This is a genomic window from Xanthomonas massiliensis (assembly GCF_900018785.1).
GTDB classification, from domain to species: domain Bacteria; phylum Pseudomonadota; class Gammaproteobacteria; order Xanthomonadales; family Xanthomonadaceae; genus Xanthomonas_B; species Xanthomonas_B massiliensis.
Genome location: NZ_FCOY01000007.1, coordinates 876,660 through 898,528 on the forward strand (window position 1 = coordinate 876,660; position 21,869 = coordinate 898,528).

The following is a 21,869-nucleotide window of genomic DNA, read 5'->3' on the forward strand; positions in this document are numbered from 1 at the left end:
GCCGCAACGCCGGTGTTGATAACGATTCTCGATAGGTTCAGAATCACGCCCCGCCAGCCCGCCGCACACGGCCTTCTCGCCAGCGATTCCTCCCCTCCTTTCTCCGGGAATCCGCATGAAGCCGCTGTCCCTGCCTGTCGGCGCCCTGCTCTGGGCGATGACCGCCTGCGCCGCCGCGCACACTCCCTACCTGGCGCCCAGCGATTTCGCCCCGCGCGCCGGCCAGACCATCGCCCTGGACGCGTCCTTCGCCGAGACCTTCTTCGTCCCCGAAGTCGCCTTCGACGACAGCCGCTTCACCGTGACCACGCCCGCCGGCCAGCCGGCCGCCGTCGATGCGGTGCAGGTGATGAAGACGCGCACGGTCGCCGAGTACACCCTGCCCGCGGACGCCCACGGCACCTACCGCCTGGGCACCGGCCCGCGCCTGGGCGCGCTGTTCCGGACGTGGGAGCGGGACGGCAAGCGTGAAAGCACGCGCGACCCGGCGGTGAAGATCCCGGCCGGGGCCAAGGTGATCTCCGACTTCCAGTCGCTGACCCGGGCCGAGACCTATGTCAGCGTCGGTGCCCCGGACCGCGGCGCGCTGGCCGCCCGCGGCAGCGGCCTGGAGTTCGTGCCCGTCACCCATCCCGACGACCTGTACGTGGGCGAGTCGTTCGAGTTCCTGGTGCAGTACGACGGCAAGCCGCTGGCCGGGCAGAAGGTGGAGATCACCGAGGCGGTATGGACCTCCGATCGCCCCCCGCAGGCCGCGACGGTGACCACCGACGCGCGCGGCCATGCCACGTTCGCGCTGCGCCAGGCCGGCACCTGGCTGGCCCTGGCCCGCTACCGCAGCCCGGCCCCGGCCGGCGCGCCGGTCCCCGAATACAGCAACAGCTACACGCTCGTGTTCCGCGTGCTCGCACCCTGATCCCGTTCCTCCCCTTCCCCGCAATCCTGGAGACTTCCCCATGAAAACCGGCATCCTCGCCGCCGCGCTGCTGTGCGCGCTCGCTCCGCTCGCCCAGGCCCAGAGCCAGGCCCAGGCCCCGGCGGCGCCGCGGCCGCTGGTCGGCGGCCACGGCAACAACGTGCAGGCATTCATCGCCGAGCACGACCTGGACAACGACGGCCGCGTGACCTGGGCCGAGTTCGAACGGTTCCGGCGCCAGCGCTTCGACGCGACCGACGCCAACCACGACGGCGTGGTGGACGAGACCGAGTACGTGCAGGAGTTCGCCGACCGCGTGCAACGCCAGGTCGAGCAGGAACGCGCCGGCCAGCTCGCCCAGACCCGCACCCGCTTCGCCGCCATCGATACCGACAAGGACGGCAGGATCTCGCGCGCCGAGTTCGACGCCACCGGCGAGAAGACCTGGCAGAGCGGCCAGCGCGCGCTGGCGCAGGCGGCAGGCGAGGCACGCCCGGGCAAGGCCGGCGGTACCGGCAAGGGCAACGGCAAGGGCAGCGCCGCCGGCTTCGACGACCGCCGCGGCCTGCTGGCGATGCCGACCAGCCATTCCGCCGAGGGCTTCCTGGCGCTGTACGACGGCAACGGCGATGGCAAGGTGGACCGCACCGAATACGAACGCGCCCGCGACGCGCAGTTCGCCCGCAGCGACCGCGACCACGACGGGAAGATCGACCAGGACGAATACCTGGCCGAGTACGAGGACCGCCTGGACCGCCGCATCGCCCTGCTCGAGGACGGTGAGGACAAGCAGGCGCACGTGCGCTTCGGCGTGCTCGATACCGACAAGGACGGCAAGATGACTTTCGCCGAGTACCAGGCGTCCGGCAAGCGCCTGTTCGACACCGCCGACCGCAACCACGACGGCACGGTCGATGCCGCCGACGCACAGCTGCCGCCGCCCAAGCGCGACCGCACCTAGCGCTGCGCCATCCCGTACCGGGCACCGCGGTGCGGTGCCGGCGTTCCCGTTGCCGCCCCGGCGGGAACGCCCGGGGAAACGACGGGGCGATGTCCGCCCGGCGATCGCGCCCGGGGCCTGTGCGATGCCCGGCCAGCCCGTGACGTATTCGCGTGCCGTTTCCCGCGGGGAAGCGTGGCGGCGCGTGCGTCTTTCCCTTCCCGATCCGGATGTGTCCATGAACCCGCATCTTCCCTTCGCCGTGCTGGCGCTGCTGGCCGTCGCGGCCACCGCCGCCGCCGACGCGCCGCAGCAGTTCCAGCGCGAGGACGTGCTCGGCACGTCCTTCGAGATGAGCCTGGAGGCACCGCCGGCCGAGGCGCAGCAGGCGCTGGACGCGGTGCTGGCCGAGATCGAACGCCTGGACGCACGGCTCAGCGGCTGGCGTGCGGACAGCGAACTGGCGCGCTTCAACGCCGGAACCGGTGCACAGCCGGTATCGCCGGAGCTGCGCGAGGTACTGGGCCTGTGCGAACAGTGGCGCACGCGCACCGACGGGCTGTTCAGTTGCCGCCTGGGCACCGTGCTGGAACGCTGGCGCGAGGCCGCGCGCAGCGGCCAGCTGCCCGCGCGCGGCGAACTGCGCGCGCTGGCCACGGCGGCCGCGCAGGCAGACTTCCAGGTGCCGGCACAGGGGCCGCTGACGCGCCCGGCCGCGGTGCGGTTCGACATCGACGGCCTGGCCAAGGGCTACATCCTCGACCATGCGCTGGCCGCGGCGCGCGCGGCCGCGCCCGACGCCACGGCGATCAAGCTCGACATCGGCGGCGATGCGCGCTACTGGCAGGCACCGGGGCACGCCGCGCCCTGGCAGGTGGCGGTGGCCGACGCGCGCCACCCGCGCGACAACGACACCACGGCGCTGGCGGTACTCGCCCTGCACAGCCGCGCCATCGCCGCCAGCGGCCATGCCAGCCGCGGATTCCTGGTCGGCGCGCGCCTGTACAGCCACATCGTCGATCCGCTGTCGGGCTGGCCGATGCAGTTCGCGCCGTCGGCGACGGTGACCGCCGACGATGCCGCCAGCGCCGATGCCCTGGCGACCGCGCTGTCGGTGATGCCGATCCGCGACGGCCTGCAGCTGGCCGCCTCGCTGCCCGGCGTGCAGGCCCTGGTGCTCAGCGACAGCGGCGTGCCGTTCGCCACGGAGGGCTGGCCGGCGCTGCTGGCACCCGGTGCCGGCGGCGCCGCGCTGCTGCACGATGGCGAACGGCTGGTGCTCGACTACGAGATCCCGACGCCGGCATTGCCCGCGGGCGGCCGCTACCACGCGCCCTACCTGGCACTGTGGATCGCCCGCCCCGACGGCGAACCGGTGCGCCAGCTGCTGGTGCTCGGCGACCGCTCGCACTACCTGGCGGAGCTGCCGCAATGGTGGCGCCGCTACGGCCGCGACGACCTGCCGGCGATCCAGGGCATCGCCCGCCCGACGCGCCTGCCCGGCCACTACTCGGTGGCCTGGGACGGCCGCGACGATCGCGGCCGGGCACTGCCGCCGGGCACCTACGTGGTCCATGTCGAGGCCGCGCGCCAGCGGGGCGGCCACGAACTACTCGAACTGCCGTTCCGGCTCGATGCCCACGGTACGCGCCCGGTGCAGCGCCACGGCCACACGGAGATCGGCCTGATCTCGCTGGCCGTCGCGCCATCCGGCACCTAGCCGGTCCCCGTTCCTTCCCCGGCAATTCCTTCCCAGCAACGCGTCCGCCGGCCCGCCGGCCCTCCGCAGCCAGGAACTCCCCGCCCCGCACGACGCGGCGGCGGTGTCCCTTTCCCCACCCTGCGGAGTCCACCATGAAAATCCGTCCCACCCTGATCGCCCTGGCGGTCGCGTCCTGCCTGTCCACGCCCCTGCCCGGCCACGCCGACGCCGGTACGGCCGCCGCCGAGGCGGAGGCCGACGTCGACACCACCTTCGACACCCTGCACGTCGTCGAGACGCGCAAGAAGTCCGACACCCAGAACGTCACCACGCTCTCGGCCAAGGACCTGCAGCAGCAGGGCGCGCAGAGCATGGAGGACGCGATCCGCTACGTGCCCGGCGTGGAGATGGTCGACCTCGGCCGCGCCGGCTTCAACGGCTTCAACATCCGCGGCCTGGAGGCCGACCGCGTGGCGATGACCCTGGACGGCATCAGCTTCCCGCAGAGCATGGACCCGGGCACCTACCAGCCCTACGAGTTCTTCCGCTCCGGCCGCGGCAGCGTCGACCTGGAAGCGGTCAAGAGCGTGGAGATCATCAAGGGTGCCGACGCGATCACCGCCGGCAGCGGCGCGCTCAGCGGCGCGGTGATGTTCACCACCAAGGACCCGGGCGACTTCCTCAAGGCCCACGGCAACGACAGCTACGGCGCGATCAAGTACGGCTACACCGGCTCCAGCGACGAGAACATGGGCACGCTGACCTTCGCCAACCGCAGCGGCAGGTTCGAATCGCTGCTGGTGTACACCCAGCGCAATGGCCACGAGACCGAGTCCTGGTACAAGACCACCGTCGACCGGCTCGGCCCGGGCCGGCGCACGCCCGACCCGATCGACCGCGACAGCGACAACCTGCTGGCCAAGCTCAACTTCCTGGCCACCGACACCCAGACCCTGGGCCTGGTCTACGAGCGCGCCCGCGCCACCAACGACGTCGACAACTGGACCCGCAGCGACGGCACTGGCTCGTACTACTTCCGCAGCGCGGTGGACCGCAACGACCGCGACCGCTACGGCCTGAAGTACACCTGGAAGGCCGGCATCGGCCTGTTCGACACCCTGGAGGCCACCGTCGACCACCAGAAGAACTACATCCAGGGCCAGACCAACGTGAAAGTGGCCAACGGCACCGCCAGCACCTACGGCACCAGCTGCTCGACCGCCGTGCCGTGCAGCCGCCAGGAGAACCGCTGGGACACGCAGAAGACCGACCGCGTGGCGATCGACCTGGACAAGGGCTTCGACACCGGCGGCGTGCACCACGCACTGGTCTACGGCGCCGCCTGGCAGCAGAGCAAGATCCACTGGAACTCGGTGGACTCGCGCTGGGGCAACGACGGCACCCTGTATTCGCGCGAGACCGACGACTCGCTGTGGCCGGACACCAAGGAGACCGACTGGACCGCCTACGTGCGCGACAAGGCGCGCCTGCTCGACGACCGCCTGACCCTGACCGGCGGGGTGCGCTACGACAGCTACAAGTACGTGCCGCACACCGGCACCAGCGCCGGCGGCGAGTCCGGCTACGTCGATGCCGCCGGCAGCGTCGGCACCGCCAAGTTCTCCTCGCCGACCTGGAACCTGGGCGCGGAGTTCAAGACCACCGACACCCAGTCGCTGTGGGCCCAGGTCGGCCGCGGCTTCCGTGCCCCGGGCGTCAACGACATGTACGGCAGCGCCTCGACCACGGACTACACCCGCGTCTCCGACGGCGCCACGGTGACCGTGCCCGACGGCCGCAGCAATCCGGACCTGGAAGCCGAGCGCAGCCTCAACCTCGAGGCCGGCTGGCGCTACCAGAGCGACCGGCTGCGCCTGGGCGTGTCGGTGTTCCGCGACAAGTACAGCAACTTCATCGACACCGCGCAGTACCTGGCCGACGCGGACGTGCAGTACCGCGACAGCCGCGGCACGGTCAGCAACGGCTACACCTACACCATGCCGATCAACCGCGGCGAGGTGACGGTCAAGGGCGTGGAAGCCGAGGGCATGTGGCTCATCAGCGACGACTGGCTGGGCCACCTGGCCTATTCCTACAACAAGGGCAAGGACAACGACGGCCAGCCGCTGGGCAGCATCAGCCCGGCCAAGACGGTGCTCGGGGTGAGCTACAACGCGCCGTCGCGACGCTGGAGCGCGACGGCCAACCTCACCCACCAGGACCGCAAGGACCCGTCCGACTACGGCACCAGCATCACCAACGCCAGCTACGGCGCGGAGGTGGTCCCGTACTACGCCTACAAGGCCCGCGCCTACACCCTGCTGGACGTGTTCGGCAGCTACGACATCACCCCGAAGCTGCACCTGACCGCCGGCGTCTACAACGTGTTCGACAAGGAGTACTACCTGTGGAACCGGGTGCGCACGGTCGGCAACGGCACCACGATCTTCCAGGGCAACACCAGCGCGGATGGCATCGGCCGCTGGTCGCAGCCCGGGCGCAACGTGCGCTTCACGATCAGCTACGACTTCCTCTGAGCGCGTCGCGGCGCCGGGACAGCCCCGGCGCCGCCTGCCAGGCGAGGCACCGTGCCCGGGCCACCCACGGCGGGTGCGGCGAGACCCCGCATTCGGCCTGGCTGGAGCCGGCGCCGATCGGCCGCGGCCGGCAGCCGGCGATGACCTCATCCAGGATGGAAAACCGCTTTTCCGCCGGGGCAGGCGCGACGACGGGAAGGCGCCATGCCGGCGCGGCGATCGGCTCAACCGCCGGCCGCCACGCCGTCCCCCTGCAGGACGAAGGCCAGCGCATCGGCGCAGTCCTGCTCCACCTTCAGCGCCAGCAGGTCGTCGGCGCGGGTATGGCCGCGGTTGAGTGCGGCCACCGGCAATCCCCGCTGCGCCGCCTCGCGCACGAAGCGGAAGCCGGACCACACCATCAGCGAGGACCCCACCACCAGCACCGCGTCGCTGCGCTGCAGGTGCGCCATGGCCGTGTCCACGCGCGGGCGCGGCACGTTCTCGCCGAAGAACACCACGTCGGGCTTGAGCAGCCCGCCGCAGGCCGGGCATGCCGGCACGCGGAACCCGGAGAAATCCACGCCGTCCAGGTCGGCATCGCCATCCGGGGCGAGGCCTGCCTGCAGGTCCGTCCAGTCCGGGTTGGATGCTTCCAGCGCGCGCTGGAACGCGGCGCGGTCGTAGCGCAGCGCGCAGGCCATGCAGCGCACCCGGTCCAGCCGCCCGTGCAGGTCGATCACCGCGCGGCTGCCGGCGGCCTGGTGCAGGCGGTCCACGTTCTGGGTCAGCAGCAGCTCGACGCGCCCGGCCGCCTCCAGCGCCGCCAGCGCGGCATGCACCGCGTTGGGCCTGGCCTGGCCGAAGCGGCGCCAGCCGACCAGGCTGCGCGCCCAGTAGCGCCGGCGCACCGCCTCATCGCCCATGAACGCCTGGAAGGCGATCGGCTGCGGCCGCTTCCACTGGCCGTGCAGGTCGCGGTAGTCGGGAATGCCCGAGGCGGTACTGCAGCCCGCGCCGGTGACCACGAACAGGCGCCGGTGGCGCTGCACGAAGGCCTGCAGGCTGGCGGGCGCACGATCGTCGGGACAGGGAGCGGGAGCGGACATGGCCGCAATGTAGCCCATGCGGCGGGTCCCTGGCCCGGCCCCGTGCGCCACGTCGAAGCGGATCCGGCGCATCCGCTTCGATGCCTCGCTCGCGCCGCACCGCGGCAGTCACCGCTGCGCACCCGGCTTCCTCCGACCCCGACTCCACTCCGGGAACCGGCGCACGGCCGGGAGCGCGGCCAGGCGCGCAGGGGAATACCCGAACCAACCGGACCAACGGGCGAAACCCCGGACGCCATCTCGCAAACGCATCCATTTCGCCAGCCGGCGTGGACGCATGTGGCCGGCCGGGCTTTCCGGCGCGACCTGCGTCGCTCCGGCCGACGGCGGCCGGGCCATGCGCCCGGCCCGGCTCCGCCGCTGCCGCGCGCTACCCGTCGTGCATGGCATGACACGCGGGGCGGGCAGGTCCCGGCTGCCACCCGCCGGGCCACGGATGCACGGGCCATCGCCGGCGGAACGCATTCGTCCCATCCAGCCAGCATGGACGCAGTCATGGCAGCCCGGGCTTTCCGGCGCGACCTGCGTCGCTCCAGCCGACGGCGTCGGGCCATACACCTGGCGCGGCTCCGCCGCTGCCGCGCGCTACCCGTCTGCACGGCAAGACACGCGGGGCGGGCAGGTCCCGGCTGCCACCCGCCGGGCCACGGATGCACGGGCCATCGCCGGCGGAACGCATTCGTCCCCGCCAGCATGGACGCAGTCATGGCAGCCCGGGCTTTCCGGCGCGGCCGGCATCGCTCCGGCCGACGGCGTCGCGTCATGCGCCTGGCCCGGCTCCGCGGCTGCCGCGCGCTACCCGTCGTGCACGGCTCGGCTCGGCGGCCGCCCGGCCCGGGGTACGGGCGGAACGGGGCCGCTACAGCAGCGTGCCGCCGAGGATCAGCGCGGCGATGCTGAAATAGATCACCAGCCCAGTCACGTCCACCAGCGTGGCCACGAACGGCGCCGAGGCGCTGGCCGGGTCGAAGCCCAGGCGCTGCAGGATGAACGGCAGCATCGAGCCGGACAGCGAGCCGAAGGTGACGATGCCCACCAGCGCACAGGCGATGGTGGCCGCCAGGATCGGCCAGTGCGGGCCGTAGTCGTAGAAGCCGGCCAGCTGCCAGACGGTGATGCGCGCCATCGCCAGCACGCCCAGGATCGCCCCGAGCGTGGCGCCGGTGGGGATCTCGCGCAGGGCCACCTTCCACCAGTCGCGCAGGCGCAGTTCGCGCAGGGCCAGCGAGCGGATCAGCAGCGAGGTCGCCTGCGAGCCGGAGTTGCCGCCCGAGCTCATCACCAGCGGGATGAACAGGGTCAGCACCACCGCCTTGGCCAGTTCGTCGGAGAAGTGCTGCATGGCGCTGGCGGTGAGCATCTCGCCCAGGAACAGCACGCTCAGCCAGCCGGCGCGCTTGCCGATCATCTCCAGGAAGCCCAGGCGCATGTACGGCTTGTCCAGCGCCTCCACACCGCCGAACTTGTGCACGTCCTCGGTGGACTCGGCGATCATCGCGTCGAGGATGTCGTCCACGGTGACGATGCCGAGCACGCGGTGCTGCGCGTCCACCACCGGGATCGCCAGCAGGTCGTGGCGGCGGATCAGGCGCGCGACCTCCTCCTGGTCGAGCAGCGGGCCAACGGTGACCGGCGGGTTGGTCTGCGCCACGTCCAGGATCGGGTCGTCCGGCATGCCGGTGATCAGCCGGCGCATGGTCACCACCTGGCGCAGCGCGCGGCTGTCCGGGTCGAGCACGTAGATGGCGTAGACGGTCTCGCGGCTGCGCTCGACTTCGCGCACGTACTGCAGGGTCTGGCCCACGGTCCAGTCGGCCGGCACGCTGGCGAACTCGGTGGTCATCAGGCTGCCCGCGGTGTTGGGCGGGTAGCGCATCAGCTTGCGGATCGACAGCCGCGCCTCGTGGCTCAGGCGCCAGATCAGGCGCTCGCGGGTGGCCTCGTCGAGCTCGTGGAAGATGTCGGCGGCGCGGTCGTCGGCCATCTGCCCGATCAGCGCGGCCGCGCGCGCCTCCGGCAGCCGCTCCACCAGCGCGCTGGCGTCGGCCAGCTCGGGCTGCTCGAGGATCTTCACCGCGCGCGGGTCGGACAGCGCGGCCAGCACGGCGGCGGCCTGGTCGGGCTCGAGGGTGTTGAGGCGCTCCACCGCGTCGGCGGTGTTGAGCGGCTGCAGGGCCTCGAGCAGGCGGGCGGTCTCGCCCGTGGGATGCAGGGTGTCGTTGCGGATCATGGGGTTCGCCTGGAAGGGGGCACGAGGGATCGCGCCGGCAGGCGAACCGCCCGGAATATCAGGCGGACGCCATGGCCGGCGACGGACGAGATCGGCCGTGACTGTCGCTGGGCATGGAAGGGACTCCGGAAAGGATCGTCCGGCGCCAGGAGGCGCCGTGGCGCGCAAGTCTGCGCCCGCCCGGCATGGCGGTCAATCCACCGCGGAACGGTGCATTCAGGCCCCGGCGCCAGCGGCCGTCATGCGCAGGCCGCATAATTGCCTGCCCCCAAGGAAAAGGCTCGGCATGCATACCGGCGGTCTCGAACTGGCACTGGTCCTGATGCTGGCGGCGATCGTCGCGGTGCCGGTGTTCAAGAAGTTCGGCCTCGGCGCGGTGCTGGCCTACCTGGTCGCCGGCGTGGTGCTGGGCCCGTACGGGCTGGCCTTCGTCACCGGCAGCGAGCGCATCCTCGACGCGGCCGAGATCGGCGTGGTCATGCTGATGTTCGTGATCGGCCTGGAGGTCTCGCCGTCGCGGCTGAAGGTGATGCGCCGGCCGGTGTTCGTCTCCGGCAGCCTGCAGGTGCTGGCCAGCGCGGTGCTGCTCGGCGCGCTGCTGATGCTCGACCACTTCCCCTGGCGCAGCGCGCTGGTGGTCGGCGTGGCGCTGGCGCTGTCCTCCACCGCGGTGTGCCTGCAGCTGCTGGCCGAGCGCAAGGCGCTCAACGGCGACTACGGTCGCCTGGCCTTCGCCATCCTGCTGTTCCAGGACCTGATCGCGATCCCGCTGCTGGTGGCGGTGCCGCTGCTGGGCAGCTCGCATGGCGACGCGCTGACCTGGCAGGACGCCGTGCGCGCGTTCGGTGCGCTGGCGCTGGTGGTGCTGTTCGGGCGCTGGCTGCTGCGCTACCTGTTCCGCGTCGTCGCCTACACGCGCATGCCCGAGGTGTTCACCGCCAGCGCGCTGCTGGTGGTGCTGGGCACGGCCTGGTTCATGGAGCAGGCCGGGCTGAGCCCCAGCCTGGGCGCGTTCCTGGCCGGCGTGCTGCTGGCCGACTCGGAGTTCCGCCACGAACTGGAGGCGCAGATCGAGCCGTTCCAGGGGTTGTTGCTGGGCCTGTTCTTCATCGCCGTGGGCATGGGCATCGACCTGCAGCGCGTGGCCGACGAGCCGGCGCTGATCGCCATCGGCGTGGTCGCGCTGATGACGGTCAAGTTCGCGGTGCTGTTCGGCATCGCCCGGCTGGCGCGGCTGCCGGTGCGCAGCGCGGTGCTGCTGGGCATCCTGCTCTCGCTCGGCGGCGAGTTCGCCTTCGTCGTGTTCAATGAGGCCCAGCGCGTGCACCTGCTCGGCCGCGCCAACCACGACCGGCTGGTGGCCATCGTCGGCATGTCCATGGCGCTGACCCCGCTGCTGCTGATCGCCGCCCAGCGCCTGATGGGCGCCTCCGAGACCGCCGAGCGCGAGCGTGCGCGCCGCCAGCGCGAGCGCGACGCGCGCTACGACACCGTCGAGGAACAGCAGCCGCAGGTGCTGATCGCCGGCATGGGGCGCTTCGGCCAGATCGTCGCGCGCCTGCTCACCGCCCAGCACATCCCGTTCGTGGCGCTGGAGCACAACCCGGAGACGGTGGAGGACTTGCGCCGCTTCGGCAACAAGCTCTACTACGGCGACCCCACCCGCGCGGACCTGCTGCGCGCGGCCGGCGCGGACCGTATCCGCGTGTTCGTGGTGGCCATGGACGATCCGGAGACCAACATCAAGGCGGTGCGGCTGATCCGGCGCATGTACCCGCAGGCGCGGGTGCTGGCACGCGCGCGCAACCGCCAGCACGCCTGGAAGCTGATGGACCTGGGGGCCGAGCCGTTCCGCGAGGTGTTCGGCTCCAGCCTGGAGCTGGGCGAGCGCGTGCTGGTGGAGCTGGGCGTGCCCACCGCCACCGCGCATGCCCATGCCGAGCGCTTCCGCGAGCACGACGAGGAGCTGCTGCGCCGCCAGTACCTGGTCTACGACGACGAGGCCGCGCTGATCCAGACCGCGCGCGAGGCCCGCGGCGACCTGACCAAACTGTTCGAGGCCGACGTCGGCGATCCGGCGCCACCGGAGGCGCCCGAACCGCCGCCGGGGCCGGCCAAGCCCTGAGCGGACGATGCGGTGCGGGGGCGGGCGGCGCTGGCCACCGGCCGTCCCGCGCCCGGCCGCCTACTCGCCTTCGAACAACGGCTGGCCGTTGGACGCGCTCAACCCGCCGTCCACCGGCAGGTTCACACCGGTGATGAAGCCGGCCGCATCGCTGGCCAGCAGCAACACCGCCCGGGCGATGTCATCCGGCTCGCCGACGCGGCCCAGCGGGATGCGCGCGACGAAGTTCTTCAGCGTCTGCGGATCCTGCTGCATCTTCTCGGTCATCCCGGTGCGGGTGAAGGTCGGGCACACCGCGTTCACCCGCACGCCGTCGCGGCCGCTGTCGATGGCCATGGCGCGGGTGAGGTTGGCGACCGCGCCCTTGACCGCGTCGTAGGCCGCCATGCCCTTGTCGCCGCCGATGCCGGACACCGAGGCGGTGTTGACGATGCAGCCCTTGTACTTCTTCAGGTGCGGCAGCGCGGCCTTGGACACGTGGAACACGCCGGCGACGTTGACCCGGAAGATCTTGTCCCAGTCGTCCTCGCTGGTCTGCTCCAGGGCGCCCTCGACCAGGATGCCGGCGTTGTTGAACACCACGTGCAGCTCGCCGAAGCGCTGCAGGGCCTCGTCGACGACGTGGCGTGCCTGCGCCGCGTCGCCGACGTCGGCGACCACGGCGTGGGTGCGCTCGCGCGGCAGTGCCTGCTCGACCTCGCGCAGCGCCCGCTCGTGCCAGTCGGCCAGCACCACGTTGGCGCCGGCCCTGGAGAACGCCTGTGCGGTGGCCTTGCCGATGCCGGAGGCGGCGCCGGTGACGATCACGGTCCTGCTGCTGAAATCCATGGGCCATCTCCTGGGCGAAAGGGTTGCCCCCACCCTAGACCCGGCGCGTTAAGACGGTGGCGAGCCGGCGTGAACGCCGCGACACCGCGACGCTGCGACGCCGCGCGATGCTGCTCTCAGGATGAGGTGGCGCGCTCGGAGCTGCGCTCGTGCGCCTGGATGTCGCCCTGGAACTCCCTGGAGCCCGTGCCCGGGGACACCGCCGCCTCGCCCTTGAGCTGCTTGAGCCGGTCCTTGCGCTCGGCCACCACCGCCTTGGCCAGCGCCACGCGGCGGCCGACCACCATCTCGGTGAGCCAGTCGATCAGGTAGCGGGTGTATTCGAGCTGGTGCACCTTGTCGGTAAGGGCGTGGTCGGCGCCCTTGATCAGCCGCGAGGTCAGCGAACGCGCATTGGAGAAGGCGCGGGCGTAGTTCTGCAGTACCGGGTGCGGCACGATCACGTCGTTCTCCGATTCGACCAGCAGCACGTCGCCCTCGAAGCCCTGGCACGCGGCCAGGGCGATGTTGTCCTGCGGTTCGATGCGGCGACGCCGGTAGGCCATCAGGTCCGGATCCTCGTTGAGCGAGACCTTGGGGTCGTTCCAGTGCGCGTCCTTGTACAGCGCCGGTGCGCGCAACGCCAGCCACTCCACCGGGCGCTCGAGCGTGAGCAGCGTGGCCAGGTAGCCGCCATAGCTCAGGCCGACCACCGCGATCGATTCCGGATCCACCTGCGGCGAGGCGGCCAGGCGGTCGTAGGCGGCCTTGAGGTCGTCCAGGTTCTGCGCCCGCGTCACCGTCTCGCGCATCGAGGCCAGGCCCTCGTGGCCGCGCAGGTCGAAGGTCAGGCACACGCAACCCAGGCCCACCGCCTCGCGTGCGCGCACCAGGTTGTGGTGCTGGTTGCCGCCCCAGCCGTGCACGAACAGCACGCCGGGCATGCCGTGGGTGGGGCTGATCAGGGTGCCGGCCAGTTCGTCGCCGTCGACCGGGATCTCGATGCTGGAGAGCTTGGTGTCCATGGGCAATGCGGATCTAGGCGGAGGGGGTCACCGTGCGGTACTTGGTGAGCGGGCCGACACGCGCGTCGTCGCCGGCGTAGTAGATCTGCGCGTCCGGCGGCGGCGCGGCGAGCGCGTACTGCTCGCGGGTGGAGGCGGCGACGCGGCCCAGCGCCGGATCGCGCGCGAACGCCTCGATCGCCGCCAGTTCGGCCGGCGTCGCGCCGCCGACGCGCCAGGACTGCTCGAGCACGCCGCTGCGACGGTGGCCGTCGCGATCGAACCCGGCGATGACGTCGTAGTTGCGGCGCGACGCATAAAAACCAGGATAGGCCTGGGCGATGAACCGGTCGTACACATGCGCCTTGGCCACCGCATCGCGCTGCTCCGGCGACAGCTCGCCGCCGAGCAGGTCCTCGAACGTGCCGCGCACCGCGAACAGGTCCGAACCGCCATAGGCCTGCTTGCCCTCGCGGTTCGCCGCCGTGGTCTGGGTGCCGCAGTAGGCGATGCAGACGCCGGCACAGCGCACCTGGCCGACGCTGAAGGTCACCGGCCGTTCGAGGTGGTGTTCCAGCACCACGCCGTGGCGGGCCAGGTACGCTGCGCCGATGTCCTGCAGCACGGCGCGCAGGTGCGCCCCGTCGGTCAGCAGCACCTGGCCCAGGCCGCCCACCCCGGTCGGCAGCTTCAACCGCACCGGCCCGCCTGGCGCCAGCAGCGCATGCGCACGGCAGGCGTCGTCGAAGGCGAAGGCGGCGAAGCCGGGCACGGTGGCCTCGCGCAGCTGCGCACCCAGCGAGCGGTTCCAGCCGCGCGGCGCGGCGGCGTGCGCGTCCACCAGCGGATGGGTCACCACCTTGGTGGCGACGAAGGCATGCGGCACCACGCCACCGAGCAGGTCGTGCTCGTCACGCAGGCCCAGGCGCCGCGCCTGGGCCGCGGTGAGCGTGTCGTCGGGCACGCAGTAACTGCCGCCGGCATCGCCGGGCACCGTACCGGCATCGGGCAGGCCCATCAGCCGCGCCACCTCGGCGACGATCCAGGCGTGGGTGGCCGCCTCGTGGCCGTGGTCGGGACGCTCGCGGACGACCACGCTCGCGACCTGGGTGTGGCGGGCCGGCTCGACCATGGCGACTCCAGCAGGAGACCGGCCGGCATCGCGGCCGGCGCGGCAGGGGGACGGGAGAGGAAATCGGACGTTACCGCGGCCGGCGCGGCCGGGTTCAGCAGGGCAACCAGCTGGCGGCGGTGTGCTCGACGATGCGGTGCTTGCCGGCCAGGGCATGCATGCCGCGCAGCGTCGCGGCGACCAGCCGCGCGTATTCGGCCCGCCACAGGGCCACGCGCACCTCGCGGGCAGCCACGTCGTCGATGCTGCCCCGTACCGCCGGCAGGCGGCGGTCGGCCAGAGCGGCCGGCGCCAGGAAGCGCGGCGACGAGGCATCGATGTCCACCGGCGCGCGCCAGCCGGCGGCGACCTGGTCGGCAATGCCCAGCAGCTGCGCCAGCTGGTGCATGCCGGTCAGGGTCTCGTGCAGCATCTCGCGGTAGGCCCAGCGCCACAGCGCCGCCTTGCCGGACAGCGCCTCGCTGCCCATCGCCCCGAGCGCCTCGTCGATCTTCTGCAACCGGGTATCGATCATTGCCGGGTCTCCGATGCCATCACGCACCCTCGATTCTGCGGCTGCCCGGTTAGCCCCGGGTGACGATATCGGCAAGATCGCGCAAGCGATGGCCACGCCCGGATGCCTCGTGCACGAACCGGGTGGATGTGACCTCCTCCCCGCATTAGGCCCGAGCAGAACTGGAAAATTCGGCCTTGGTGACCTCCTCCCCGCATTAGGCCCGAGCAGAACTGGAAAATTCGGCCTTGGGTTGGGAAGCGAACCGGGCGGCGAACTCGGCCGGCGGGACATCGCCGATCGAGGAGTGCGTCCGGAAATGATTGTAATCGACTCTCCAGTTTTCAATCTTCTCGCGGGCATCGTCGAGCGACAGGAACCAGTGGGTGTTGAGGCACTCGTCCCTGAAGCTGCCGTTGAACGATTCAATGAACGGATTGTCGGTGGGCTTGCCCGGGCGGGAGTAGTCCATGACCACGCCGTGGTCGTAGGCCCAGCGGTCCATCACGATCGATACGAACTCGCTGCCATTGTCGGTCTGGATCCGCTGCGGCACGCCACGCTGGTGGCGTAGCTGCTCCATCACCGTCACCACGTCCTCGCCCTTGAGCTGTTGGTCGACCTCGATGGCCAGGCTCTCCTTGGTGAAATTGTCCACGACCGTCAGCGCCCGGAAGCGACGCCCATCGAACAGGGCATCGGCGACGAAGTCCATGCTCCAGACCTGGTTGGGCGCCGTCAGCACAGTGCGCTCCAGGCGATGGGCCGCGGCCTTGCGCCGGCGTGGTCGCCTGCGCCGCAGGTTGAGCCCTGCCTGGCAGTACAGCCGATAGACCCGCTTGTGGTTGGCCTTCCAGCCCTCCCGACGCAGCAGCACGAAGATCCGGCGGAAGCCGTAGCGCACGCGCGTGGCGGCGATTGTAATGACCCAGTGATTTCCTGCTCAGGTGCTACCTTTTGAGGGAGAGCACGATGAGCCAAGTGATGGACGAAGAGATCAAGCGTTGGACGGCCCGACGGAAGTCGGCGCTGGTGCTGGAAATCATCCAGGGCAAGACGACGGTGGCTGCGGCGAGCCGGCAGTTCGACCTGACGCCGTCGGAGATCGAGAGCTGGGTCGACGAGGGCAAGCGCGGCATGGAGAACGCCCTTCGGGCCAAGCCCGAAGATGTCCGGGAGCAGTACGAGCGGCAGCTCAAGGACCTGCAGGAAGCCTACGGCGAGGCCATGCTGGAGCTTCGCGCACGAAAAAAATTGCAGTCCCTGTTGGGCAAGGACGAGACCTGATGGTCACGATCCAGCAGGGACTGCGGGAAGACGGCTTCGAGGTCTCGATGGTGAAGCTGTGCAGATGGTTCGGCGTGGCGCGGCGAACGCTCTATTACAAGCCGACCAAGGCAGCGCCGCAGGTCCGTCCGGAGCTCGCCGAGCCGATCAAGGCCTTGATCGAGGCCGAGCCGTCGTTCGGCTACCGGACGGTGGCGGGCCTCCTGGATATGAACAAGAACACGGTGCAGCGGATCTTCCAGCTGATGGGCTGGCAGGTTCGTAAGCGGGCGGTGGGCGCCCGCCCGCGGATCCAGGCGTTGCCATCGGTCGCGCAGGCCCCGGACGAGCGCTGGGCGACCGACCTGTGTCGGATCTGGGGTGGCCGTGATGGCTGGCGGACCCTGGCCCTGGTGATCGACTGCTACACCCGGCAGCTACTCGGCTGGCAGCTCTCGCGCAGCGGCAAGGCCAGCACCGCCGCCGCGGCGCTGGAGCAGGCGCTGATCGCCCGGTTCGGAACGTTGGGACGGGTGCAGAGCCCCTTCCTGCTGCGCTCGGACAATGGCCCGGTGTTCACCAGCCGCAACTACACCCGGCTGGTGCGCAGCTACGGGCTGCTGCAGGAATTCATCACCCCGCACTGCCCACAGCAGAACGGGATGGTGGAGCGGGTGATCCGTACGTTGAAGGAGCAGTGCGCGCACCGGCACCGCTTCGAAAGCCAGCAACACGCCAGCCGCGTGATCGGCGACTGGATCCAGTTCTACAACCACCGGCGCCCGCACCAGGCGCTGGGCATGAAGACACCCGCCGAGGCTTATGCTTTAGCGGCCTGACCTGTGCAGGAACCGCTGGGTCATTACATCCCCTTAATCGCTGACCCCTATTTTTCTATTTTTCCCTACTTTTCGATCCCGGCACGCCGATGCCGGAGAAGGTGCCGGATTGGAAGGAAGGGGTACAGCTAACAGCAGCAGCTAAGGAAAAAGGACAACGGCAACGAATAACAGCGCTAGAACGGACGCGATCAATCCGCATGCCGCCTTTCGTGCTGGCGCTATACGCCATGCGATTGCACCAGCCACGACAACAGCCAGTAATAGCACCGCCACGAACAATGATTTTTCGGCTACCGGGAACCAGCCTGCCGAACAACTTTGAATGGCTACCGCATAGTCTGGCTTCGATAACTCGGTTGTCCCTTCAATTAGTCTTTCCTGGCACGGGCAAAACTGCAATAACAAATATCGAAAGGGCCAGATTAAAAACAGCGCCGCCGCAAAGCCCGCGGCAACTGTTGGAATCAGTACAACCCATCGCATCTGTGGCTTCATGGCTATTTGCTTCATGGGTCACCAGCCGGGAAATTCCGCATAGTCCCGGGGGCGAGATAGTTCTTCGTATGGAAGTACGGCACCTTCCCCCAGATGCCTGTAATGCCAATACTGCTGTACCACATGTACTGCGTTGCACCTGAAGTCGGCGTGTTGTATTTCTTGGAAAATTGCTCCGCGATGGAGTTCTCTCCCTGTCCGGAACGACAGCCCTTGAATTCCACAGGCTCTCCCGGCTTCCAGCCAGCATCCTTGAGTGCCTGAGCAATTCCGTCCACATCAAGCTTGTTCGTCTGGCCCGAACTCTGGTCAAGAATTCTGTCTGGCCCCATGTGCCCATAAACAGACCATACGCCAGGAATATCTACGTCCACCGATGCGCCCTGATAGAACACGCTAGTGCCGGGCGCAAACAGAACTAATTTCTCTAATCCGAACGGATCAACGAAGCTAACCGGATTCCCCCCGACATAGGCATAACAATGCTGGCTATTTGAACTTGCAAACTGCGTCGGCATTGCCCCAGTTAACTTGCAAAGCGTATGAATTGGTTAGTTTCAGCGGCGTCACTTCTGCAACTAGATCACCTTTGCAGTAGCGATCAATGTCCCCGTAAGCCACCTTCGCTTTTCGCCATCCATGCGCTTCCATCTGCTTCTGGCCATCCGTGGTTGCGGATACACCACCTGTCGCTTTCATATGCACACGCGCAGAAATGTAGACGGATTTCTTGTCGAAGATTTCCACCTCGGACGACCTTGCACCAGGAAAAGCCAAAGCCACTTCATCCAACTCCCTGCTGATGGCCTCTCGGCTTGGTCTGGCGGATTTACTCAGATAACGCAGATGACCAACAACGAAGTAAAAACAGAAGGCGATGAAGGCCAAGCCGATTACATTTACGAAAATGGATCGCAGAGACATATTCACCACCCCGGCAACGACCACGGCGTTTGGGCACCGACAGAGCCAGGCGAGACCTCGACGCCAGCACCAACTCCATAGAGAACCGCGCCGCCGCTACCAGGGGAATATGCGGCACCGCCACCGATGATGTCGTGCGCTGTGGCGGAATAGCCGAGACCGGTAAGGAACTTGTCCGTCTTAGCGCCTCGTTCTTTCGCAACAGGGCAACTTGACATCAAGTTGCCAGCGTTCAACGAGGCCCCTAGACCACGCACTGGGTTTGGATATGCCCTTCCGATACCGCCGGATACAAAGACATTGCCACTGCGGCTCAATGTGACGCTGCCACCGAACACATATACAGACACCGACAACTGAAAAAAATCCGGTCCACGCGCTCCGTTCTGAGCTGCCATGTAGGCATCACGTTGTGGCCCTGGCGGGAATGTCCAAGGTCCAACGCCCTCCAATCCAGACGGATCAACGAGGCTTACGGGGTTTCCTGAAACATAGGCATATGTGTTTGCCCCTGCTTCCAACCCGATCGGATCACTCTCCAGGTACCGCCCGATCCCCGGGTCGTAGTCCCGGAATCCGTTGTACCAAAGCCCCGTCTCCGCATCCTGGTACTGGCCCGGGAACCCCAGCGGTAGCCCGCCCATGTCGTCCTGCTGCACCGTACGGCCGTAAGCGTAGTTGTACGCCTTCCACACCACCACCCGGTTCGCGTCGCTCGCCACTTCCGGACGGCCCAGGTGGTCGGTGTGTACCCAGTATGTCTGTCCGCCTCGCACCACTCCCACCAGCTCCCCGCCCAGCCACAGGTAGTCCGTCCAGCCGCCGTCCGGGGCGCGCTCGGACAGCAGCTGGTTCTGGCCCAGGTAGGTGTACTGCCGCGCTCCGGCGGCGTTCGACTTGCCCACCCGCTGACCCAGGGCGTTGACCACGTAGTCCGTGCGCGATCCGTTCACCACCACCCACGCCAGGCGGTTGAACGGGCTGTAGCCATAACTGCGCTCATCGCCGCTGGCCCTCTCGCTCGTCCGGTTGCCCAGCGCGTCGTAGCCGTACTGCCGGCCCATATCGCCAGGATCGGTGCTGGCATAGCCCAGCAACCGGTTGCTGTCCGCGTCGATGTCGTAGCTGCGCACCCCATTGCCTTCCTCGTACACGGTCCAGTTGCCGTTGGCGTCGTAGGCCATCCGGTGCGTGGCCCCGTTGCGCTGCAGTTCCGACAGACGGCCCAGCGGATCGTAGGCGATGTCCTGGGTCAGCGCCGTGTTCACGGCATCGGCGATGCGGGTGATCTCGTCGGCCGTGCTGTAGCCATAGTCCAGTTGCTGCACCACCGCGCTCCCGGCCTTGACCGCGAACCCGCTCATCCGCAGGTCCTGGTCGTAGTCGATCTCCTTCACCAGGCCGTTGCCGTAGGCCACTCGCGTGGGCGCCGCGCTCATCGCCGCATATTCCACCGCATCCACCACGTGGCCCACTGCCCCATCACGGCTCGTGCTCAGCGCCGACAACCGGCCGTCGCGATAGCCATACCCCACCGTCAACCCGCTGGGGTAGGCAATGCTGCTCAGCCGGCCCAGACCATCGTAGGCATAGGCGCTATCCAACTGCTCCATGGCCGCACCGAAGCGGATCCTGTCGGTACGCGTGGCGAGCGCACCCTGCGGGGTGTAGCCGAGCAAGACCGCATCCGACGGTCCATGCGCTTCGCACAGCCGCCCCTTGCCATTAGTGCAGGCATCGTAAACGAACAGTTGTTGCTGGTCGCCGGCCACGATGCCAGTCACCCGCCCCAGGCCGTCGTAGCTGTACTGCGTGACCACGCCGTCGGCCCGGATCATCGAGGTACGCTGGCCGGCACCGTCGTAGGCGAAGGCGGTGGCGCCGGTATCCGGGCTGACCTGCCGCCATAGCTGGCCGAAACCATCGTAGTCGTAGGCGGTGGCCTTGCCGCGCGGGTCCGTCACCTGGACGATGCGGTCCGCCTGGTCGTAGGCAAACCGGGTGACCTGGCCAGCCGAATCCGTGACCGCTACCAGACGACCGCGGGCATCGTAGGCCATGGCAGTGCGCCGTCCGGGGGCGTCCACCGAGGCGGTGCGACGCCCTTCCTGGTCGTATTCGTAGCGGTATTCCTGGCCGTTGTTGCCTCGCTGGGCGATCACCCTACCCAGTTCGTCGTATTCGGTGCTGGTACTGAACACGGTAGCCACGCCGGGATCGCCAGGAGCGGCCGGGCGCACGTCCACCGTCGCCGTGGCCGAAGCGGCCGAGGCACCCCGGGTATCGCGCACGATGGCCCGGACCGAATGACTGCCCACGCCCAGCCCCGAGACGATGTACTCGTACGGTGCCGCACCCACGGTGGCCACCGACTGGCCATCCACCTGGAACTCCACGCCGGCCACGCCATCGTCCGGATCGGAGGCGCTGGCCGCCAGATGCAGCGGCGCCAGGGTCGCCACGCTGGCGCCGTTACCCGGGGCAGTGAGCTGCACCGACGGCGGTCGGTTGGCCGGCACAGCGTATACACCGGACTGGGCAATGGCCGGGTTGGCTGCCCCCACGGGGGAGATGCCATGGACGTAGATCTTCTTGCCGGCATACTGCGCGACGAACGGGGCCAGATCGATCCAGAAACGATGGCCGCCCCCGGCGGCGCAAGACTGCGCCACGCCTGCCTCGTTGTCGCGGTCGGCACGGAAACTACCGACGAAGGTACCGCCTGCGCCGGCGGCCCCGCCCACGTACACGTGCACGTCGATCGGGCTTTCCAGATGGGTCGAGCAGGCCCAGCCGCTGAGATATCCATTGGTGATGTCGTCCACCCGCCCGGTCACCAGGGAGGCCAGTACGGTGACCTTGACGTTGGTCGTGATGGCACCGAACCAGGCCACGCCGTCCTGGACCATGCGCCACTGGAAATTGTAGGTACCCGCGGCCATCGGCGCATGTACGTCAAAATCGAAGTTGGCCGTCTGGCCGGATGCAATCTCGTCAGGCGGGTCCACCCGGTGGAATCCCCACGTGGTGTTGTCGCCGGGGTTCTGCGATCCCAGGCGGAAGCCGTCGGCCGCCTTCCAGATGGCGGTACCGGTGTTCTTCAGGCTGACCGTGACCGGATAGGTCTGGCCGACCACCATCTGGGTGGGTACCGACTGGGACAGGAATTGCGAATCCCTTGCGGCCGGTACCGGTTCCTCCGGTTCCAGCGGGCAGCGCGATGCCTGGACGGTTGCGCCCCTGGGAACACTCGCCTGGGGAATGCTCGGATCACTCGGACAGAACTCGACTGCCATCGCCTGTCCCGCTACGCCCATCCAGGCAGCCAATATCCATCCTGGAAACACACGCGCCGTCACGTTCCATAT

The 21,869-nt window shown here is 69.0% G+C and carries 17 protein-coding genes and 1 pseudogene; 7 read left to right on the forward strand and 11 right to left on the reverse strand.

The genetic code is table 11. The annotated features are described in order from the left end of the window. Positions 1-115: 115 nt before the first annotated feature. The 4 genes from BN3794_RS14050 (at position 116) to BN3794_RS14065 (ending at position 6,095) form a co-directional block, all read left to right on the forward strand. On the forward strand, positions 116-916 hold the full coding sequence (locus BN3794_RS14050; RefSeq protein ID WP_066098243.1) for a DUF4198 domain-containing protein: 801 nt from the start codon (positions 116-118) through the stop codon (positions 914-916). Between the two features lie 40 nt (positions 917-956). Further along, entirely contained in the window at positions 957-1,877 is a 921-nt protein-coding gene (locus tag BN3794_RS14055) for an EF-hand domain-containing protein (protein WP_066098245.1), read from the forward strand. A 217-nt stretch (positions 1,878-2,094) separates the two neighbouring features. Continuing rightward, positions 2,095-3,576: a DUF2271 domain-containing protein gene (locus BN3794_RS14060; RefSeq protein WP_066098247.1), complete on the forward strand. Its 1,482-nt coding sequence runs from the start codon at positions 2,095-2,097 to the stop codon at positions 3,574-3,576. Positions 3,577-3,710: 134 nt separating this feature from the next. Next, on the forward strand, positions 3,711-6,095 hold the full coding sequence (locus BN3794_RS14065) for a TonB-dependent hemoglobin/transferrin/lactoferrin family receptor (protein ID WP_066098249.1): 2,385 nt from the start codon (positions 3,711-3,713) through the stop codon (positions 6,093-6,095). 224 nt (positions 6,096-6,319) lie between these two features. On the opposite strand, the gene BN3794_RS14070 is transcribed toward BN3794_RS14065, so the two are convergent. Continuing rightward, positions 6,320-7,183 (reverse strand): NAD-dependent protein deacetylase, encoded by an 864-nt coding sequence (locus BN3794_RS14070; protein ID WP_066098925.1) that lies wholly within the window; start codon positions 7,181-7,183, stop codon positions 6,320-6,322. A gap of 859 nt (positions 7,184-8,042) precedes the next feature. Beyond that, positions 8,043-9,413 (reverse strand): magnesium transporter, encoded by a 1,371-nt coding sequence (gene mgtE / locus BN3794_RS14075; protein ID WP_066098251.1) that lies wholly within the window; start codon positions 9,411-9,413, stop codon positions 8,043-8,045. Between the two features lie 286 nt (positions 9,414-9,699). On the opposite strand from mgtE, the gene BN3794_RS14080 reads away from it, so the two are divergent. Beyond that, complete coding sequence (locus BN3794_RS14080; RefSeq protein ID WP_066098253.1) at positions 9,700-11,538, forward strand: monovalent cation:proton antiporter-2 (CPA2) family protein; 1,839 nt, start codon at positions 9,700-9,702, stop codon at positions 11,536-11,538. A gap of 60 nt (positions 11,539-11,598) precedes the next feature. Here the strand turns inward: BN3794_RS14080 and budC are convergent, their stop codons facing one another. From budC to BN3794_RS14105, 5 genes and pseudogenes are all read right to left on the reverse strand, one after another. Continuing rightward, positions 11,599-12,366 carry a meso-2,3-butanediol dehydrogenase gene (gene budC, locus BN3794_RS14085; RefSeq protein WP_066098255.1) on the reverse strand — a complete coding sequence of 256 codons (768 nt, stop codon included), beginning with the start codon at positions 12,364-12,366 and terminating at the stop codon, positions 11,599-11,601. Between the two features lie 116 nt (positions 12,367-12,482). Continuing rightward, positions 12,483-13,370 (reverse strand): alpha/beta hydrolase family protein, encoded by an 888-nt coding sequence (locus tag BN3794_RS14090; RefSeq protein WP_066098257.1) that lies wholly within the window; start codon positions 13,368-13,370, stop codon positions 12,483-12,485. Between the two features lie 13 nt (positions 13,371-13,383). Next, a complete protein-coding gene (locus tag BN3794_RS14095; RefSeq protein ID WP_066098259.1) occupies positions 13,384-14,481 on the reverse strand; it encodes a DUF3182 family protein in 1,098 nt (365 codons plus the stop codon). A 94-nt stretch (positions 14,482-14,575) separates the two neighbouring features. After that, positions 14,576-14,995: a hypothetical protein gene (locus tag BN3794_RS14100; RefSeq protein WP_066098261.1), complete on the reverse strand. Its 420-nt coding sequence runs from the start codon at positions 14,993-14,995 to the stop codon at positions 14,576-14,578. A gap of 196 nt (positions 14,996-15,191) precedes the next feature. Beyond that, positions 15,192-15,893 (reverse strand): annotated as a pseudogene (locus BN3794_RS14105) (IS3 family transposase); the annotation flags it as partial. Between the two features lie 53 nt (positions 15,894-15,946). Here BN3794_RS14105 and BN3794_RS14110 point away from each other — a divergent pair. Next, complete coding sequence (locus tag BN3794_RS14110) at positions 15,947-16,261, forward strand: DUF1153 domain-containing protein (protein WP_066097095.1); 315 nt, start codon at positions 15,947-15,949, stop codon at positions 16,259-16,261. Continuing rightward, entirely contained in the window at positions 16,261-17,079 is an 819-nt protein-coding gene (locus tag BN3794_RS14115) for an IS3 family transposase (protein WP_236493268.1), read from the forward strand. Before BN3794_RS14110 ends, BN3794_RS14115 begins: the two co-directional genes overlap by 1 nt. Before the next feature lie 141 nt (positions 17,080-17,220). On the opposite strand, the gene BN3794_RS16460 is transcribed toward BN3794_RS14115, so the two are convergent. Genes BN3794_RS16460 through BN3794_RS14120 form a run of 4 tightly spaced genes read right to left on the reverse strand, consistent with a single transcriptional unit; the run spans position 17,221 to position 21,830 of the window. Next, positions 17,221-17,577, reverse strand: a complete 357-nt coding sequence (locus BN3794_RS16460; protein ID WP_160330930.1) for a hypothetical protein — start codon at positions 17,575-17,577, stop codon at positions 17,221-17,223. Positions 17,578-17,588: 11 nt separating this feature from the next. Further along, the gene (locus BN3794_RS16465) at positions 17,589-18,095 is read right to left on the reverse strand and encodes an RHS repeat-associated core domain-containing protein (RefSeq protein WP_147675784.1); all 507 of its coding nucleotides are present in this window, start codon (positions 18,093-18,095) and stop codon (positions 17,589-17,591) included. After that, complete coding sequence (locus tag BN3794_RS16470) at positions 18,067-18,465, reverse strand: hypothetical protein (protein WP_147675785.1); 399 nt, start codon at positions 18,463-18,465, stop codon at positions 18,067-18,069. Before BN3794_RS16470 ends, BN3794_RS16465 begins: the two co-directional genes overlap by 29 nt. Before the next feature lie 38 nt (positions 18,466-18,503). Next, positions 18,504-21,830, reverse strand: coding sequence for an RHS repeat-associated core domain-containing protein (locus tag BN3794_RS14120; protein ID WP_222705351.1), 3,327 nt, complete (start codon positions 21,828-21,830; stop codon positions 18,504-18,506). Between the last annotated feature and the right edge of the window lie 39 nt (positions 21,831-21,869).

Bases quoted from the DNA above. Each gene is read 5' to 3' on its own strand.
- BN3794_RS14050 (WP_066098243.1), top strand. From the start codon at position 116: ATGAAGCCGCTGTCCCTGCCTGTCGGCGCCCTGCTCTGGGCGATGACC.
- BN3794_RS14055 (WP_066098245.1), top strand. From the start codon at position 957: ATGAAAACCGGCATCCTCGCCGCCGCGCTGCTGTGCGCGCTCGCTCCG.
- BN3794_RS14060 (WP_066098247.1), top strand. From the start codon at position 2,095: ATGAACCCGCATCTTCCCTTCGCCGTGCTGGCGCTGCTGGCCGTCGCG.
- BN3794_RS14065 (WP_066098249.1), top strand. From the start codon at position 3,711: ATGAAAATCCGTCCCACCCTGATCGCCCTGGCGGTCGCGTCCTGCCTG.
- BN3794_RS14070 (WP_066098925.1), bottom strand. From the start codon at position 7,183: ATGTCCGCTCCCGCTCCCTGTCCCGACGATCGTGCGCCCGCCAGCCTG.
- mgtE (WP_066098251.1), bottom strand. From the start codon at position 9,413: ATGATCCGCAACGACACCCTGCATCCCACGGGCGAGACCGCCCGCCTG.
- BN3794_RS14080 (WP_066098253.1), top strand. From the start codon at position 9,700: ATGCATACCGGCGGTCTCGAACTGGCACTGGTCCTGATGCTGGCGGCG.
- budC (WP_066098255.1), bottom strand. From the start codon at position 12,366: ATGGATTTCAGCAGCAGGACCGTGATCGTCACCGGCGCCGCCTCCGGC.
- BN3794_RS14090 (WP_066098257.1), bottom strand. From the start codon at position 13,370: ATGGACACCAAGCTCTCCAGCATCGAGATCCCGGTCGACGGCGACGAA.
- BN3794_RS14095 (WP_066098259.1), bottom strand. From the start codon at position 14,481: ATGGTCGAGCCGGCCCGCCACACCCAGGTCGCGAGCGTGGTCGTCCGC.
- BN3794_RS14100 (WP_066098261.1), bottom strand. From the start codon at position 14,995: ATGATCGATACCCGGTTGCAGAAGATCGACGAGGCGCTCGGGGCGATG.
- BN3794_RS14110 (WP_066097095.1), top strand. From the start codon at position 15,947: ATGAGCCAAGTGATGGACGAAGAGATCAAGCGTTGGACGGCCCGACGG.
- BN3794_RS14115 (WP_236493268.1), top strand. From the start codon at position 16,261: ATGGTCACGATCCAGCAGGGACTGCGGGAAGACGGCTTCGAGGTCTCG.
- BN3794_RS16460 (WP_160330930.1), bottom strand. From the start codon at position 17,577: ATGAAGCCACAGATGCGATGGGTTGTACTGATTCCAACAGTTGCCGCG.
- BN3794_RS16465 (WP_147675784.1), bottom strand. From the start codon at position 18,095: ATGCCGACGCAGTTTGCAAGTTCAAATAGCCAGCATTGTTATGCCTAT.